The sequence below is a fragment of the Nocardia sp. NPDC050799 genome, assembly GCF_040654015.1.
In the GTDB taxonomy this organism is placed as follows: domain Bacteria; phylum Actinomycetota; class Actinomycetes; order Mycobacteriales; family Mycobacteriaceae; genus Nocardia.
Genome location: NZ_JBFAHF010000011.1, coordinates 12,823 through 28,233, shown reverse-complemented (window position 1 = coordinate 28,233; position 15,411 = coordinate 12,823). Strand labels below are relative to the sequence as shown.

The 15,411-nt window shown below is 68.9% G+C and carries 16 protein-coding genes; 5 read left to right on the top strand and 11 right to left on the bottom strand.

All coding sequences use genetic code 11. The annotated features are described in order from the left end of the window. The first annotated feature begins 18 nt into the window (after positions 1 to 18). The gene (locus AB0H42_RS13590) at positions 19 to 570 is read left to right on the top strand and encodes an amino-acid N-acetyltransferase (RefSeq protein WP_357054633.1); all 552 of its coding nucleotides are present in this window, start codon (positions 19 to 21) and stop codon (positions 568 to 570) included. Positions 571 to 650: 80 nt separating this feature from the next. Continuing rightward, on the top strand, positions 651 to 935 hold the full coding sequence (locus AB0H42_RS13585) for a YciI family protein (RefSeq protein ID WP_357054630.1): 285 nt from the start codon (positions 651 to 653) through the stop codon (positions 933 to 935). A gap of 48 nt (positions 936 to 983) precedes the next feature. On the opposite strand, the gene AB0H42_RS13580 is transcribed toward AB0H42_RS13585, so the two are convergent. From AB0H42_RS13580 to AB0H42_RS13570, 3 genes are all read right to left on the bottom strand, one after another. Further along, complete coding sequence (locus AB0H42_RS13580; RefSeq protein WP_357054627.1) at positions 984 to 1,988, bottom strand: TerC family protein; 1,005 nt, start codon at positions 1,986 to 1,988, stop codon at positions 984 to 986. 127 nt (positions 1,989 to 2,115) lie between these two features. Next, positions 2,116 to 4,740 (bottom strand): DNA translocase FtsK, encoded by a 2,625-nt coding sequence (locus AB0H42_RS13575; RefSeq protein WP_357054624.1) that lies wholly within the window; start codon positions 4,738 to 4,740, stop codon positions 2,116 to 2,118. 213 nt (positions 4,741 to 4,953) lie between these two features. Continuing rightward, entirely contained in the window at positions 4,954 to 5,577 is a 624-nt protein-coding gene (locus tag AB0H42_RS13570) for a TIGR03085 family metal-binding protein (protein ID WP_357054621.1), read from the bottom strand. A gap of 135 nt (positions 5,578 to 5,712) precedes the next feature. On the opposite strand from AB0H42_RS13570, the gene AB0H42_RS13565 reads away from it, so the two are divergent. Both AB0H42_RS13565 and AB0H42_RS13560 read left to right on the top strand, forming a co-directional pair. Continuing rightward, on the top strand, positions 5,713 to 6,096 hold the full coding sequence (locus tag AB0H42_RS13565; RefSeq protein WP_357054618.1) for a DUF4189 domain-containing protein: 384 nt from the start codon (positions 5,713 to 5,715) through the stop codon (positions 6,094 to 6,096). A 67-nt stretch (positions 6,097 to 6,163) separates the two neighbouring features. Continuing rightward, positions 6,164 to 6,724 carry a hypothetical protein gene (locus AB0H42_RS13560; protein ID WP_357054615.1) on the top strand — a complete coding sequence of 187 codons (561 nt, stop codon included), beginning with the start codon at positions 6,164 to 6,166 and terminating at the stop codon, positions 6,722 to 6,724. Between the two features lie 71 nt (positions 6,725 to 6,795). On the opposite strand, the gene AB0H42_RS13555 is transcribed toward AB0H42_RS13560, so the two are convergent. After that, positions 6,796 to 8,772 (bottom strand): RNase J family beta-CASP ribonuclease, encoded by a 1,977-nt coding sequence (locus AB0H42_RS13555; RefSeq protein ID WP_357054612.1) that lies wholly within the window; start codon positions 8,770 to 8,772, stop codon positions 6,796 to 6,798. Beyond that, entirely contained in the window at positions 8,769 to 9,677 is a 909-nt protein-coding gene (dapA, locus tag AB0H42_RS13550; protein ID WP_357054609.1) for a 4-hydroxy-tetrahydrodipicolinate synthase, read from the bottom strand. The genes AB0H42_RS13555 and dapA overlap by 4 nt, the downstream gene beginning before the upstream one ends. Before the next feature lie 148 nt (positions 9,678 to 9,825). Here dapA and AB0H42_RS13545 point away from each other — a divergent pair, with 148 nt between their 5' ends. Beyond that, positions 9,826 to 10,275, top strand: a complete 450-nt coding sequence (locus AB0H42_RS13545) for a hypothetical protein (RefSeq protein ID WP_357054606.1) — start codon at positions 9,826 to 9,828, stop codon at positions 10,273 to 10,275. Here the strand turns inward: AB0H42_RS13545 and AB0H42_RS13540 are convergent. The 6 genes from AB0H42_RS13540 to dapB form a co-directional block, all read right to left on the bottom strand. After that, complete coding sequence (locus tag AB0H42_RS13540; protein ID WP_357054603.1) at positions 10,245 to 11,303, bottom strand: hypothetical protein; 1,059 nt, start codon at positions 11,301 to 11,303, stop codon at positions 10,245 to 10,247. The two genes, AB0H42_RS13545 and AB0H42_RS13540, sit on opposite strands and share 31 nt — an antisense overlap. Then, positions 11,284 to 12,597 carry an ATP-binding protein gene (locus tag AB0H42_RS13535; protein ID WP_357054600.1) on the bottom strand — a complete coding sequence of 438 codons (1,314 nt, stop codon included), beginning with the start codon at positions 12,595 to 12,597 and terminating at the stop codon, positions 11,284 to 11,286. The genes AB0H42_RS13540 and AB0H42_RS13535 overlap by 20 nt, the downstream gene beginning before the upstream one ends. Continuing rightward, the gene (locus AB0H42_RS13530) at positions 12,594 to 13,286 is read right to left on the bottom strand and encodes a LuxR C-terminal-related transcriptional regulator (protein ID WP_357054597.1); all 693 of its coding nucleotides are present in this window, start codon (positions 13,284 to 13,286) and stop codon (positions 12,594 to 12,596) included. Before AB0H42_RS13530 ends, AB0H42_RS13535 begins: the two co-directional genes overlap by 4 nt. 100 nt (positions 13,287 to 13,386) lie before the next feature. Then, complete coding sequence (locus AB0H42_RS13525) at positions 13,387 to 13,839, bottom strand: flavodoxin family protein (protein ID WP_357054594.1); 453 nt, start codon at positions 13,837 to 13,839, stop codon at positions 13,387 to 13,389. Between the two features lie 31 nt (positions 13,840 to 13,870). Beyond that, positions 13,871 to 14,314: a hypothetical protein gene (locus AB0H42_RS13520; protein WP_357055092.1), complete on the bottom strand. Its 444-nt coding sequence runs from the start codon at positions 14,312 to 14,314 to the stop codon at positions 13,871 to 13,873. A gap of 47 nt (positions 14,315 to 14,361) precedes the next feature. After that, positions 14,362 to 15,114, bottom strand: coding sequence for a 4-hydroxy-tetrahydrodipicolinate reductase (gene dapB / locus AB0H42_RS13515; RefSeq protein ID WP_357054591.1), 753 nt, complete (start codon positions 15,112 to 15,114; stop codon positions 14,362 to 14,364). Between the last annotated feature and the right edge of the window lie 297 nt (positions 15,115 to 15,411).

The window sequence follows — 15,411 nt, the reverse complement described above, 5'->3', positions numbered from 1 at the left end:
CCGACTACTGTGCACCCCATGACCTCACGGGGACCACTGAGTGGTTCGACCAGCGACGCACCCGGTACACAGACCGCCACCGTGCGAGTGCGTCGCGCCCGCACCTCCGATGTCCCGGCGATCAAATCGCTCGTCGATGTGTACGCGGGCCGCATCCTGCTGGAGAAGAATCTCGTCAATCTGTACGAGTCGGTGCAGGAGTTCTGGGTGGCCGAACTCGACGACCGCGTGGTGGGCTGCGGGGCGCTGCACGTGCTGTGGGCCGACCTCGGTGAGGTGCGCACGGTGGCGGTTCTTCCCGAGGTGAAGGGCCACGGTGTGGGCAGAGTCATCGTGGAGCAGCTGGTCGAGGTGGCGCGGGAACTCGAGCTGCGGCGGTTGTTCGTGCTCACCTTCGAGGTCGAGTTCTTCGCCCGGCACGGTTTCGCGGAGATCGAGGGCACCCCGGTGACCGCCGAGGTGTACGCGGAGATGTGCCGGTCCTACGACACCGGTGTGGCGGAGTTCCTGGACCTCAGCTTTGTGAAACCCAACACTCTCGGAAACACCCGAATGCTGCTCACCCTCTGATATTTACCGGCGCGGCAGTACCCACCGCTTTCGGTGGACGGACGGCACCGCGGCACCACCCCGCGCACTAGAGTCGACGGGTGCCTCTTTTCGCTGTTCACTACACCTATTCCGAAGCCACTGTCCCCGCTCGGGACACCCATCGCCCGCATCACCGGACGTGGCTGGCCGACCGGCTTGCGGAGGGCGAGCTGCTGAGCAGCGGGCCGTATCCGGACGGTTCCGGCGCCCTGCTGCTGTTCCGCGCGACCGACGCCGCGGCGCTGGACGAACTGCTGGCCCAGGACCCGTTCGCTCAGGAGAAGCTGATCGATGATGTGCGGGCCGTCGAATGGCAGCCCGTACTCGGCGCGTTCGCCGACTGAGCGGTACCGCGTCCCGGCCGGGCCGGCGCCCGGCCGGGACCGCACCGGCTACTCGCCCGGACCGGCGGCCGACTTCGATCGGGCCTGCCCACGGGTGCGCAGCAGGCTGGCGACGGTCGCGACGACCAGGATGCCGAGGATCACCGACAGCGACAGCGCAGTGGAGATCTCCGGGACGCTCACGTGCTCGCCGCCGTTGATGAACGGCAGGTTGTTCTCGTGCAGTGCGTGCAGCACCAGTTTGACGCCGATGAAGGCCAGAATGGCCGCGAGACCGTAGGACAGGTAGACCAACCGGTCCAGCAGGCCGCCGATCAGGAAGAAGAGTTGGCGCAGCCCCATCAGCGCGAACGCGTTCGCGGTGAACACGATGTAGGGCTCCTCGGTGAGGCCGTAGATGGCCGGAATCGAGTCGAGCGCGAACAGCAGATCGGCGAATCCGATGGCCACCAGTGCCAGCAGCATCGGTGTGAGCGCGCGCCGGCCGTCGATCCGGGTAACCAGCTTGTCGCCATCGTAGGTCTCGGTGGTCGGCACGAAGCGCTTGATGAGCGCGACGATCCGGCTGTCACGTTTCTGTTCCTCTTCGACCTCGTGGCCGCTCTCCTTCAGGAGTTTGACCGCGGTGTAGACCAGGAACAATCCGAACAGGTAGAAAACCCAGCTGAAGGCGCCGATGGCGGCGGCGCCCACCGCGATGAAGATACCGCGCATGACCAGCGCCACCACGATGCCGATGAGCAGCACCTTCTGCTGGTAGATCCGGGGCACCGCAAAGGTGGACATGATGATCAGGAAGATGAACAGGTTGTCCACCGAGAGCGCTTTCTCGGTGACGAAACCGGCGTAGTACTCACCGGCGAAGGTCCCGCCCCATTTCCAGGCGATCACCCCGCCGAAGGCCAGCGCCAAGCCGATGTAGACCGCGGACCAGAAGCCGGATTCACGGAAGGTCGGTTCGTGCGGGGTCCGCACATGAGCGAAGAAGTCGAAGACGAACAACCCGAGGATCACCGCGATGGTGATTCCCCAGACGAGAGCGGCTACCTGCATACGGCGATCCGTTCAGCGGTGCGAGTCATATACCAATCATGCCCGATATGCCCGTTTCAGCCGACTTGCGGGGTGGTTGCCCGCTATCCTCGCATATCAGCGCGCCCGGCGGCCGTCGGCACGCCGGTCATCCGGCGTCCGGTGCCGGCGCTCCCTCGTCGCCGCCGCCCCGGATCGACCACAGCAGGCCGTCGAGTTCGTCCGGTTTGATCAGCACATCGCGCGCCTTGGAACCTTCGCTCGGCCCGACCACGCCCCGGGTCTCCATCAGGTCCATCAAGCGGCCCGCCTTCGCGAACCCGACCCGCAACTTGCGCTGCAGCATGGACGTGGACCCGAACTGCGAGGTGACCACCAGTTCCACCGCCTGCAGGAACACGTCGAGATCGTCGCCGATATCGGGGTCGACGTCCTTCTTCTCCCCGGCCTTGGCCGCGGTGACGCCCTCGGTGTATTCCGGTTCGGCCTGGTTCTTGGTGAACTCGACGACCCCTTGGATCTCCTCGTCGCTGATGAAGGCGCCCTGCAACCGGGTCGGCTTACCGGCACCCATCGGCAGGAACAGGCCGTCGCCCATACCGATGAGTTTCTCGGCGCCGGGCTGATCGAGGATCACGCGGGAATCGGTGAGCGAGGAGGTCGCGAACGCCAGCCGGGACGGCACATTGGTCTTGATCAGGCCGGTCACCACATCCACCGACGGCCGCTGGGTGGCCAGCACCAGATGGATACCGGCGGCCCGCGCCTTCTGGGTGATCCGGACGATGGCGTCCTCGACGTCGCGGGGCGCGGTCATCATCAGATCGGCGAGTTCGTCGACGATGGCCAGAATGTAGGGATAGGGCCGGTACACCCGTTCGCTGCCCAGCGGCGTGGTGATGGCGCCGGATTTCACCTTGCGGTTGAAGTCGTCGATATGGCGGACCTTGCTGGCCTGCATGTCCTGATACCGCTGTTCCATCTCCTCCACCAGCCAGGCCAGCGCCGCGGCGGCCTTCTTCGGCTGGGTGATGATGGGCGTGATCAGATGCGGGATCCCCTCGTAGGGGGTCAGTTCCACCATCTTCGGGTCGATCAGGATCATCCGGACCTCGTCCGGGGTGGCCCGCTGCAACAGCGACACCAGCATCGAGTTCACGAAACTCGACTTACCGGAACCGGTGGAACCCGCGACCAGCAGATGCGGCATCTTGGCCAGATTTGCCGAGACGAACTCGCCCTCGATGTTCTTGCCGAGGCCGATGACCAGTGGATGGTGATCGTTGCGGGTGGCCGGTGCGGTGAGCACATCGGCGAGGCGGACCAGTTCCCGATCGGCATTGGGCACCTCGATACCGACGGCGGATTTCCCGGGGATCGGCGCGAGCAGGCGCACGTTCTCGGTCGCCACGGCGTAGGCGATATTGCGGGTCAGCGCGGTGATCTTCTCGACCTTCACGCCGGGCCCGAGTTCCACCTCGTAGCGGGTGACGGTCGGCCCCCGGACGAACCCGGTGACCGCGGCATCGATCTTGAACTGCACCAGCACCTCGGTGATCGCCTCGATCATCGATTCGTTGGCGGCGCTGCGTTTCCGGGGCGGGTCGCCTTCGACCAGCAGATCGATCGGCGGCAGCGTGTAATCGCCCTCGGTGACCCGGTCGGTGACGAACTCCGGATCCGGAAGCGGCGGCGGAGTCTGATCGACCACCGCGGGCGCGGCGGGTTTGCGCTTCTTGCGCTGTGCGGGTCGTTCGTCCTCCGGGGCGGCGGGGATCGGTTTGGCGTCGCGCAGGGGTGGCTCGGCCGCGGATCCCGCGAATTCGTCGGCCGGGTAGTTCTCGACGGGAGTCCGGCTGCGGCGACGAGATCTGGTGGGAGTCTCCCCGGCGCCGGTCTCGTACTCGTCGACCGGGTCGTAACCGTCCCGATAGTCCGCCGCGCCCTCGTAACCGGGAGCGCCGAAGAATTCGCGCAGTCGCTGAGGCGCCTCGCGCACCGTCGTGCCGGTCACCAGCAGCACACCGAACACCATCGCCAGCAGCAGTATCGGCACCGACAGCCAGGCGGTGAGGCCATCGGTCACCGGACCACCGATCACGAATCCCACGAACCCGGCCCCATCCGCACGCCCGGCGGCGTCGGTGGGGGCGCCGTCGGCGATATGCCACAGTCCGAGCAACGGCAACCCGATCAGCAGACCGCCCAGCACCAGCCGGGGCCGGATATCCGGGCGGGGTTCGGTACGCATGAGCACCACCGCGATACCGGAGGCGACGAACGGCAGCAGCGCCGAGGCCGAACCGGCGACCGCACGAATGACCGCGTCCACCGCACGCCCGATCGGCCCGCCGGCGGACAGCCAGACAGCGGCCGCGATCACCGCGCTGAGCGCGATCAAACCGAGAGCGACCCCGTCGCGCCGATGACCGTGTTCGATCTCCCCGGCTCTGCTGAGGGCCCGGGTGGTGGCACCCAGCCCGCGGGCGGCCATGGTCCAGCCGCCGCCCACCATCCGGCCGAACACCGCCAGTGGCGCCGTGTCGGAACGTCGTGCGGCGGTGGGCCGGCGCGCCGCGGTGCGGCGGGGACGGGCGCCGTTGGCCGGGCGCGCGGCCGCCTTACGTGTGGTTCTACGAGCCGGACCCTGGGCCGCGGCCGCACCGGCCGCGCCGCGTGTACTACCCGAACGAGAACGTGCCGCGGTGGTCCGCCCCCGAGCCGATCCCGCCCGCGCACCAGGTGTGGTCGTGCCGCGGGACTTACCTGCCATGGCCTCAGGCTAGCCGCAACAACCCCATCCGGACCATCCGCAACACTGGTTACCGCCGCCCCGGCGGTGTGCGCCGGCGGCCCGCGCCGGTCGCCGCGCGGTGATCGGCGGCGGCGATTCGTGCCTCGACCGCCGTCGATATCCGGCCCGGGACGTGGCGGGCGGACCGGTCGGCGCCGCCTCGCCCGCGGTCGAATTCTTTGCCGACGGCGTTCAGATGGAACGGTCGAGTTCGAGTACCTGCCGGACCGCGTCGGGTTCGCCGGCCGTGTCGATCCGGACCTGATCGCGCCCGAAGGCGTGCAGCAGCAATTCGGACGGTTCACCGGTCAGCGTCACCACCGGGCCGGTGCCGTCCACGATCCGGGCGTGTTCCCCGCCGGGCGTCGAGAACTCCACCGGCACCGGCGATTTCCGGTACGTCATCTTCCCCGTCTTGCGCACCGTCGCCCATAGCCGCTGCTGATCCTCGGCCGGCAGTTCCCGCGGTTCCCAGCCCGGGCTCGCCCGGCGGACATCCTCGTGATGCACGAACATCTCGCCGAGATTGGCGAACGCGTCCACGGGTCGCAGCGGTGACCACCAGGGCGGCCCGGTACGGATTTTGTCCAGCAGTTCGTCGAACTCCCGGGCGGCCGCTTTATCCTGCACCTTCTGCAGATAGCCGGCGAAGGGCGCCAACATGATTCCCGGTGCGGCATCGGGCCGTCGCTCCCGGACCACCAGGTGCGCCGCGAGGTCGCGTACCGTCCACGCACCACATAGGGTAGGCGCGTCCGGGCCGGTGCCCTTCATCGTTTCGACCAATGCACGGCGTTCACGCTGAGCCATGTTCACACGATGAATCTAGCCGAGACCCAGCCATCGGGGAGGGAACGTGTTGCCGATCCGGTTGCTCACCGGCAGAGATGCTCTGTACTTTGTCATTCGGTCCATAAGGGTCGTGGACCGAAATACACAGATGGGAACACCTTGAAGAAGATTCTCACCGTTGCCGCCGTTCTGGTGGCGACCATCGGCTCGATGTTCGCCGCTTCGGTGACGCCGGCGCACGCCCAGTACAGCAGTTACTACGGCGCCATCGCGGTATCGCTGTCCACCGGCGACTACGGCTGGTCCTACGACTACGACAGCTACTCCGAGGCAGAGCAGGCTGCCGAGGACCGGTGCGGGGCCGCCGACTGTGTCGCCAAGATCTCGTGGCGCAACGGTTGTGGCGCGCTGGCGGTTTCGGACAACTGGCTGAGCTACGGATCCGGGTCCACCCGGGCCGCGGCCCGCTCCGAGGCGCTCGCCAACAACCCGGGCAATGCCTATATCGAGCACTGGAACTGCACTTCCGGCTACGGCCTGTGAGTTCGTACCGACCACTCAGTCCGGCCCGCGCCGAACTCGCCGACTACTCCGTAGGGGAATCAGAACTGTGAACATTCGACCGATCCGGGTCATGGCCGCCATAACGATGGCCGCCGCCGCCCTCACCTTCACCGCGTGCTCCTCCACCGAGGACACCTCCACCGGCGCGGCCGCCACCAGTACCGAGGCCGCCGCCGAGTTCGAATCGGGTAAAACCCAGGACGGCCGGGAGGAGGGCAAGGCGCCGACCACCACACCCGCGCCGAATCTGCCCAAGCCGACGGCCGAGGAACTCAACGACAAGATCAACCGGGCGCTCGACGGCTCGGTCGGCGAAGACGAGAAGCTGGCCTGGATCGAGGACGCCGAACAGGATCCGCAGCTGGTCGACAAGCTGGTCGAGGCGGCCAAGAAGAACGAGGTCACCGTCAAGATCACCAATGTCGGTGAACCGACCGGCGGCAAGGTGACCGCCGATGCCGATGTGACCATCGGCGGCAGCCCGGTGGAGAACGCGACCGTCGATTTCGTGGCCGAAGGCGATCAGTGGAAGATCGCGCACGGATTCGCGTGCAATATCGTCAAATCCGCGCAGCTGGATTCGGCGGCCTGCCAGCCCGACGCCTGAGCTACGCGTAGCTCCGTAAAGACGAGAAACCGCCGGAGGGCCGAGCGCTCCGGCGGTTTTCGTTCGTTCGGCTAGACGCCGATCACGGTCGGCACGATCATCGGGCGCCGCCGGTAGGTATCGGCGACCCAGCGGCCCACGATCCGTCGCACGGCCTGCGCGATGCGATGCGTATCGGTGACGCCTTCACCGGCCAGCCGCAGCAGTTCGGCTTCCACCAGCTCCGCCGCCCCCGCCAGCGCGGTCGGATCGTCGGAGAACCCGCGCCCGCTGACCTCCGGCGGACTCACCGCCTTACCGGTGGTCTCGTCGACGGCCACCGTGATGGCGATGAAACCGCCCTCGCCGAGCACGAGCCGGTCCGACAGCGTGGATTCGCCGACATCACCGACCGACAGACCATCCACGTAGACGTGCCCGACCGGGACACGGCCGACGATGGAGGCGATTCCGTCGACCAGATCGACCACCACACCGTCCTCGGCCAGCACCACCCGTTCCTCGGGGACCCCGGTGGCGACGGCGAGCGCGGCATTGGCGCGCAGATGCCGCCATTCCCCGTGCACGGGCATGGCGTTGGTCGGCCGGACCGCGTTGTACAGGTACAGCAGTTCCCCGGCCGACGCGTGCCCGGACACGTGCACCTTCGCGTTCTGCTGGGTGATGACGGTGGCGCCGAGGCGGGCCAGCCCGTTGACGACCGTGAACACCGAATTCTCGTTGCCCGGGATCAGCGAGGAGGCCAGCACGACCAGATCGTCGGCCCGGATATGGATCTGCCGGTGCTCACCCCGGGCCATCCGGGACAGCGCCGACAGCGGCTCGCCCTGCGAACCGGTGGAGATGAGCACCAGTTTGTTGCCCGGCAGGGTGGCCGCCTGATCGAGATCGACGACGATCCCGTCGGGCACCGACAGATAGCCCAGATCCTGCGCGATCTGCATATTGCGGACCATGGACCGGCCGACGAAGCACACCCGGCGCCCGTACTTCTGCGCTACGTCCACCACCTGCTGGATCCGGTGCACGTGGCTGGCGAAGGACGCCACGATCACCCGGTTGCGCGCCTTGCCGATCACGGTGTCCAGCACACCGCCGATCTCGCGTTCCGGGGTCACGAAACCCGGCACCTCGGCGTTGGTGGAATCGACCAGGAACAGGTCCACGCCCTCGTCGCCGAGGCGGGAGAAACCGGCGAGGTCGGTGAGCCGGCCGTCGAGCGGCAGCTGATCGAGCTTGATGTCCCCGGTATGCAGCACCGTCCCCGCGGGGGTGCGGATGGCCACCGCGAGGGCGTCCGGGATGGAGTGGTTGACCGCGAAGTATTCGCATTCGAACGGCCCGTGCTCGGTGCGCTCCCCCTCGGTGACCTCGAGCAGCCGCGGATGCAGCCGGTGCTCCCGGCATTTCGCGGCGACCAGCGCGAGGGTGAACTTGGAGCCGACCACCGGGATATCCGGGCGCAACCGCAGCAGGAACGGTACGGCGCCGATATGGTCCTCGTGCCCATGCGTCAGGATCACGGCCACCACATCGTCGATGCGGTCCTCGATCGGCCGGAAATCGGGCAGGATCAGGTCCACACCGGGCTGCTGGTCCTCGGGGAAGAGCACTCCGCAGTCGACGATCAGCAGTTTGCCGCCGTATTCGAAAACGGTCATATTGCGCCCGATTTCGCCGATACCGCCGAGCGCGAAGACCCGCAGGCCCTGCTTCGGGAGTTTCGGGGGCAGCGAGAGCCGGTCCTGGGCGGCGGCCTCCGGGGTGACTGCGGGCGCGGAACGGGCCTGATCGCCGCGGCCGCGGCCGGACTGCCGGCCCTTCCCGCCGCGACGCGACCGCTGGCTCCGGGCTTCCGGGGCGGCGGTTTCGGTCACGGGCGCGGATTCGGTTGCCACCGTCTCGGTTTCCCTTTCGACAGTGGGTTCGGCGGGCTCGGCCACCACGGGCGTGGGCACGGGTTCCTGTTGCGGTTCGGGCGCGGGGGCGGCCGGGCCGGCCCCACGCCGGGCGGTGCGACGGGGGCGACGGGCGACGGGTTCACTCATTCGAGCACCCCGGCAGCCCGCAGATCCGCGGCCAGATCCTGGAGTTGTTCCGGACTGGGCATGATCTGCGGCAGTCGCGGTTCACCGGCGTCGATACCGAGCAGGCGCAGCCCGCCCTTGGTCATCGCGACGCCGCCGAGGCGGGCCATCGCGGCATTGAGCCACAGCAGACTGGTGTTGATATCGCGCGCCCGCACCACGTCTCCGGCAGTGAACGCGTCCACCATCTCGCGCAGCCGCTCCGGGACCAGATGCCCGATCACACTGATGAAACCGACCGCGCCCATCGCCAGCCACGGCAGGTTCAACATATCGTCGCCGGAGTAGAAGGCCAGATCGGTTTCGGCGATGAGTGCCGCCCCCGCGTTCAGATCACCCTTGGCGTCCTTGACCGCGACGATCCGCGGGTGTTCGGCGAGCCGGCGAATGGTGTCGGAGGCGATCGGCACGACCGATCGCGGCGGAATGTCGTACAGGGTGACCGGTAGGTCGGTGGCGTCGGCGACCGCGGTGAAATGCGCGTACAGGCCTTCCTGGGTGGGTCGCGAATAGTAGGGGGTCACCACCAGCAGGCCGTGCGCGCCCGCGCGCTGGGCGTTACGGGCCAGCTCGATCGAATGCGCCGTGTCATACGTGCCGGCGCCGGCGATCACGGTGGCCCGGTTGCCGACCGCGTCGACGACCGCACGCAGCAGATCCGCCTTCTCCGATTCGGTGGTGGTCGGCGATTCGCCGGTGGTTCCGGAGATCGCGAGCAGGTCGACGCCCCGATCGACCAGACGATGTGCCAGGGAGACGCCGGTGTCTATGTCGAGCTTGCCCTCGGCACTGAAGGGGGTCACCAGCGCGACACCTACTGTGCCGGACGCGCTCAACACCGGGGGCGTCGATTCACCGTTCGTCATGGTCAGAAAGGCTACCCGGTCACCTGGTACGGCTCGACACCCTCGTCTGTGTTCTCGGCCGCCGCACCGACCGCCGACAGCATTATACCGCCATTTCGCCGTCATTTCCGTCCTTGAACGACATCAGAAATGGCGTCACACTGGTGTCATGGATTTGACCAAATACACCGCCCGCATTCGCGAGGACCTGGTGGCCGCCGCCGCCCTGGGTGACGAGAAGACGCAGGCCACGGCCGCCGCGCTGGCCGGCGCGGTGGAGAACTCGGCCCGGCTGGCCCTGCTCGCGGCCCTCACCGAACTCGCCGATACCGTTAGCGCCGAACTGGGGGACCGCACCGTGCGTGTCTCCCTGCACGGCACCGAAGCCGATATCGAGGTGCGCCGCGCCCCGGCCGGCGACAACCCGAGCTTCGAGGAGATGACCGGCGATATCAGCCGGGTGACCTTGCGTCTGGTCGAACAGGTGAAGGCGCGCGCCGAGGAAGCCGCCGCGCAAAGCGGGCAGTCGCTGAACTCCTGGATGTCCGGAGTGGTCTCCGGCGCGCTGCGCGACCAGATGCGTGGCGGCTACGGCCCCAAACGCGACGAGCAGTCGTAGTCCCCGGCCCGGCTCGTTCCGCGACCGGGATCTGACGCCGCGATATCGGTACGCCGGTCGTCTCCCCCGGCGCTGACCAGCACTGTCGCGAGGAGACGCCGGCCCGCGGGAAGTACCCGGACCGTCACCGCGCCCGTGGTGGCGGCCTCCAGTGCCTCGATCGCGATTCGCACGACCTCCGCCCGGTCCGCGGCCGGTGCCTGCGTGAAACCGCCGTCGTCGAGCAACAGCACCTCGACCCCGCGGGACCGGGCCCCGCGCGCCGCGCCGATGAGCTGTTCGGTCACCAGTTGCGGCGCGCGCAGGCTGTCTCGCAACTCGGCCTCGAGTAGCCGGCACTGCTTCCGTTCTGCTGCCGACAATTCGGCACCGCAGGCGATCCGTTCGAGAAGCGGGCGGGCGACCCGATCCAGCCGGGCGAGCTGGCGGACACGCTCGGCATGCTCCGCCGCCATGGTCGCCTCCGCGGCCGCGCGCATCGCCGTGTCCTCGTGCAGCACTCGCAGCGACCGCTGCGTCGGGCGCAGGATCAGCGCGCACACCGAGGTCCCGGCCACGGCACACAGTGCGATGATCGGCATGACCAGTGAACCGATCCGGACATCCAGTGCGATATCGAGGCCTGCCAGGGTCGCGGCCACTGCGGCCGCGCCGGCCCAGGCCGCACCGATCCGGCCGCGCAGCGCGAGCACGGCCAGTACGTAGGAGAAGGCGAAGGCGGCCCATTGCCCCCGTACCGCGCCGTCGTGGGAATTCAGATTGGTCGACACCACCGCGGCGAGCCCGGCCAGCAGCGCGGCGCCCGTGGCCGGCCACGGGAGCGGCTCGCCGGGCACGAGAGCCACGATCACCGCACCGGCCAGCATCGCGACCGACGCAGGTACGGCCTGCGCGGGCGGGACGGCCCGGAAGGTCGGCAGCATGTGCAGCGCGATCGTGGTGGCCAGCCCGGCCAGGAAGAACCAGCCGGCCCGGCCGCGCATACCGAGCAGTGCGCGCAGTTCGGTATCACCGTCCCGCTCGGGCATCGCCGTCCTGTCCGTGGCTGTCCCACATCAGCGTGACCGTGGTGCCCTCTCCCGGTGCCGAGTCCACGAACCCGGCGCCGCCGGGCAGCTGCCGCATCCGGCCCAGGATGCTGACCGAGACACCGAGCCGGTCGGACGGCACGGCGTGCCGGTCGAAACCTGCCCCGTCGTCGCGCACAACGACCCGCAGCGCGTCCGCATCGACCGTGACCGCCACCGTGTGCCGGACAGTGCGCCCGGGCACGGCCGCATGACGCAGACTGTTGCGGGTGGCCTCGGCGAGCGCCGCGGCCACCGTGCCCGCCGCGTGCCAGGGCATCCGCAACGTGGCCCTGCTATCGCACTGCCGCACCGTGAATTCGACGCTCCGGCTCACCTCGTGCACTGCCGAGCGCAGGAATCCGGCCACCGAATCGGCATCCAGGATCTCCGGCCGGGACTCGACGATCCGCGTCTCGTCGAGTTGGTCGAGGGCGCGCTGGGCCTGGTCCCGCAGGACCGGTGCCGGACCCGCGGTACGGGACGCGTCCAGCAGCGTGGACAGCACCGCGTCGTGGATGAGGGCGGCGAACCGGGCGCGCTCCCGTTCCCGGGCGGCGGCGCCCGCGACCGCCGCCGCCAGCTCGCTCGACCGCAGGGTTTCCCGGTCCACCCGGGCGCCCGCGCGACGGGCGTACACGACGCACCACAGCACCAGCAGGCACAGTGCCGCGTCGCGCGCGAAGGCGTCGAGAGCCTGCGGCAGCGTGGTGGCGCCGAGCAGGAAGTGCAGAGAAACGCCCGGCAAGGCCACCACGAGCACGAGATATCCGCCCGCGAGCAGCGGATGCCAGGCCAGCGCGGCCGCCAGGACACCGATCGCCATCAAGCGGTAGGCCCACACCGGTCCCGGGGCCGCCGCGATCGGCGGAAGATAGGCCAGCAGTAGAACCATGGCGGCGAGATTGCCGAGCGCGGCGGCTCCGGCCACCGGCCGGATCCACCGCGGCCCGGCGAGCAGCGACACCCCTGCGAGCACCGGCAGCATCCCGAACGCGACCGATACGGTCAGCAAGGACCACAGCAGCGGCATCCCGCGATGCTGCAGGACGATTTCGGGCAGTTCCAGCAGCGCGGCGATCGTACCGGCCAGGCCGACCACCAGGCCGAACGCACGCAGCACCCGATCGGCGGCCGGTTCCCGTCCCGCGCCGCGACCGGGCGCAAGCACCGCGCGCACCCGGCGCGCGACGCCCGGCCCGCCCCACGCCGCGACCGGGTCGCCCGCCGCAGCGGTGCCGAACCCGGGCCTCACCGGCGGCGTTCGGGGACCGGCAACCAGCCGTCCTCCACCGCCCGCTTGTACAGGTCGGTCTTGGTAGGGGCGGGACGTCCCGCATCGGCGTACTTCTGCCGGATCCGGCCCAGATAGTCGTTGACGGTCTGTTCCGACAGGCCGGTCAGCCGGGCCACCCGGGAGGCCTTCTCCCCGGAGGCGTACAGAGTGAGCACCTCTTCCTGCCGGGGGCTCAGACCCACACTGGACAGGTGCGGGTCACCGTCGATGGCCGCGGCCCAGTCGGTGGTCACCACCTGTTCGCCGGAGGCCGCGCGGCGGACCGCCGCGACCACCGCGGCCACATCCTCCGACTTGCGCAGTACACCCAGCACCCCCGCCCGCGCGGCCGCACGCACCAGATACGGATTCTCCGCGCCGGTGAACACCAATACCTCGACGCCGCGGGCGCGCAAAGCCCGCACATTGTCCTCGGGCACGGAATCGTCGGCGAGCCGCAGATCCAGCACGACCAGGTCCAGCACCCAGGTGCCGCCGAGTACGCAGGCCGGATCCTCCAGCAGTCCGGCGACCGTGGTGGCGGTCGCGACCAGCCTCAGATCCGGATGCGGCCCGAGCATCGCGCGCAATCCGATCGCCACCGATTCGTGGTCCTCCACCAACCCGATCCGGCGTGGCACATATGTTTTCGCGACAGCGTCGCTCACCTCTGAACTCCCGTCACCCCGACCCGACCCCCTGTCCCAGAAGTATGGCAATCCGGGCGTGGCCGGTCATCCCCTATTCCGGGGAGGGTGAGCGATGAGGTCAGCCCATCAGCCCGGCGGCCACCGTGGCGCCCAGCTCCCAGCAGCGCTCGAGATCGTCCTTCGCCGGTTTTCCCATCACCACCACCGGATTCGCCGCCTTGACCCAGCCGAGTCCGGTGGTTATCGATGCCACACCCCGCTCGGCGCCTTCGGTGCCCTCGTTCCCGTGGATGTACAGCCCGTACGGCCGGCCACGGGTGCTGTCCAGGCACGGGTAGTAGCAGGTGTCGAAGGCGTGCTTCAACGCGCCGGACATGTAGCCCAGATTGGCCGGGGTCCCCAGCAGATAGCCGTCGGCGGCCAGCATTTCGTCGGGTGTGAGCGCCAATGCCGCACGGCGGACCACCTCCACCCCTTCGATCTCCGGGTCGGTCGCCCCCGCCAGGACCGCTTCGAACATCGCCTGCATATGCGGGGACGGCGTGTGGTGGACGATCAGCAACCTCGGCACCTCGCCGAGCCTAACGGCTCGCGGCGGCGGTTCAGCCTCCGGTGCGGCGCTCGTTTTTCTCCAGCTCCACCGCGCGGCGCATGGTGTCGCGGGCCCGGGAGCGGTCGCCGGCGCAGTCGTAGGCACGCGCCAGCCGGTAGGACACCCGCCAGTTGTCGGGGTCGGCCTCCCACTCCTTCTTCACCGACAGGAACAGTTCGTCGGCGGCCGCGCGTTCGATCCGGCCGGACGGGCGACGCGGCAGCTCCGCGGTATCCAATTCCAGGCCCGCGTCGTGGATCCGGCGGGCCAGCCGCTGATGATCCAGCGCCGACCGCAGGGTGGACACGACCATCCACACCCCCAGCAGCGGCAGGATCAGCACTCCGATACCCAGCGCGATGGCCGCGACATCCCCCGAGGTCAGCAGCGCCACCGCGATCCGGCCCAGCCACAGGAAATAGAAGACCAGCGCCAGCACCAGCGCCGCCACCATCGCGACGATCTTCCATACCTCGCGGCCGGACTCACCGGCGGAATCGCTCACAGGTCGAGGAACGGATCGAGGCCGACAGTGAGCCCCGGCCGCAGACCGATCTGGCGCACCCCGAGCAGTACACCGGGCGCGAACGACGAGCGGTCGATCGAATCGTGGCGGATGGTGAGCGTCTCTCCCTGGGTCCCGAACAGCACCTCCTGATGCGCCACCAGACCCGCCAGCCGCACCGAATGCACCCGTACCCCGCCGACCTCCGCCCCGCGCGCACCCTCGAGTTCGGTGGTGGTGGCATCCGGAATCGGTCCGGCGCCGGCCTTCTCCCGGGCCTCGGCGATGATCCCGGCGGTCCGGTAGGCGGTACCCGACGGCGCGTCGGCCTTGTTCGGATGATGCAGCTCGATCACCTCGACCGATTCGAAGAACCGGGCGGCCTGTTCGGCGAAACGCATGGACAGCACCGCCCCGATCGCGAAATTCGGGGCGATCAGCACCCCGACCTCCGCCCGCCCGGCCAGCCAGCCCCGCACCTGATCGAGCCGCGCCTCGTCGAACCCGGTCGTCCCGACCACCGCGTGGATTCCGTTCTCCACCAGGAATTGCAGATTGCCCATCACCACATCGGGGTGGGTGAAGTCGACAACGACCTGGGTGCCGGATTCGACGAGCCGGCTCAGCGGATCGTCCTTGTCGACCGCGGCGACGAGCTCGAGATCGGCGGCCGCCTCGACGGCGGCACAGATGGCCTGCCCGACCTTGCCCTGTGCTCCCAGAACGCCAACCCGAATCGGTTCCGTCACCTCGCCACTCCCTGTTCGTCGTCGACCTGCGGTCCGAGCCTACTGTGTTGATTGGCGCCGCCCCCGGCGGCGCGGGGTCGAGGCCCCCTTGGTCCCGCTGTTCAGGCCTCGAGACTCGCGGCTGCGCCACATGCACTTCGAGGCCTGAACGGCGGGACGGGCCTCGACCCTTCGCGGGCCTCGTAAGACTCGGCACCGGGTCGGTTGCCTGTTCGTGGGGCGCGAAGGTGATGGCGGTCGGGTAGCCGGTGCCGGGCTGGGTCCATGGCGATTCCCAGCGGGTCCAGGCGCACGTCT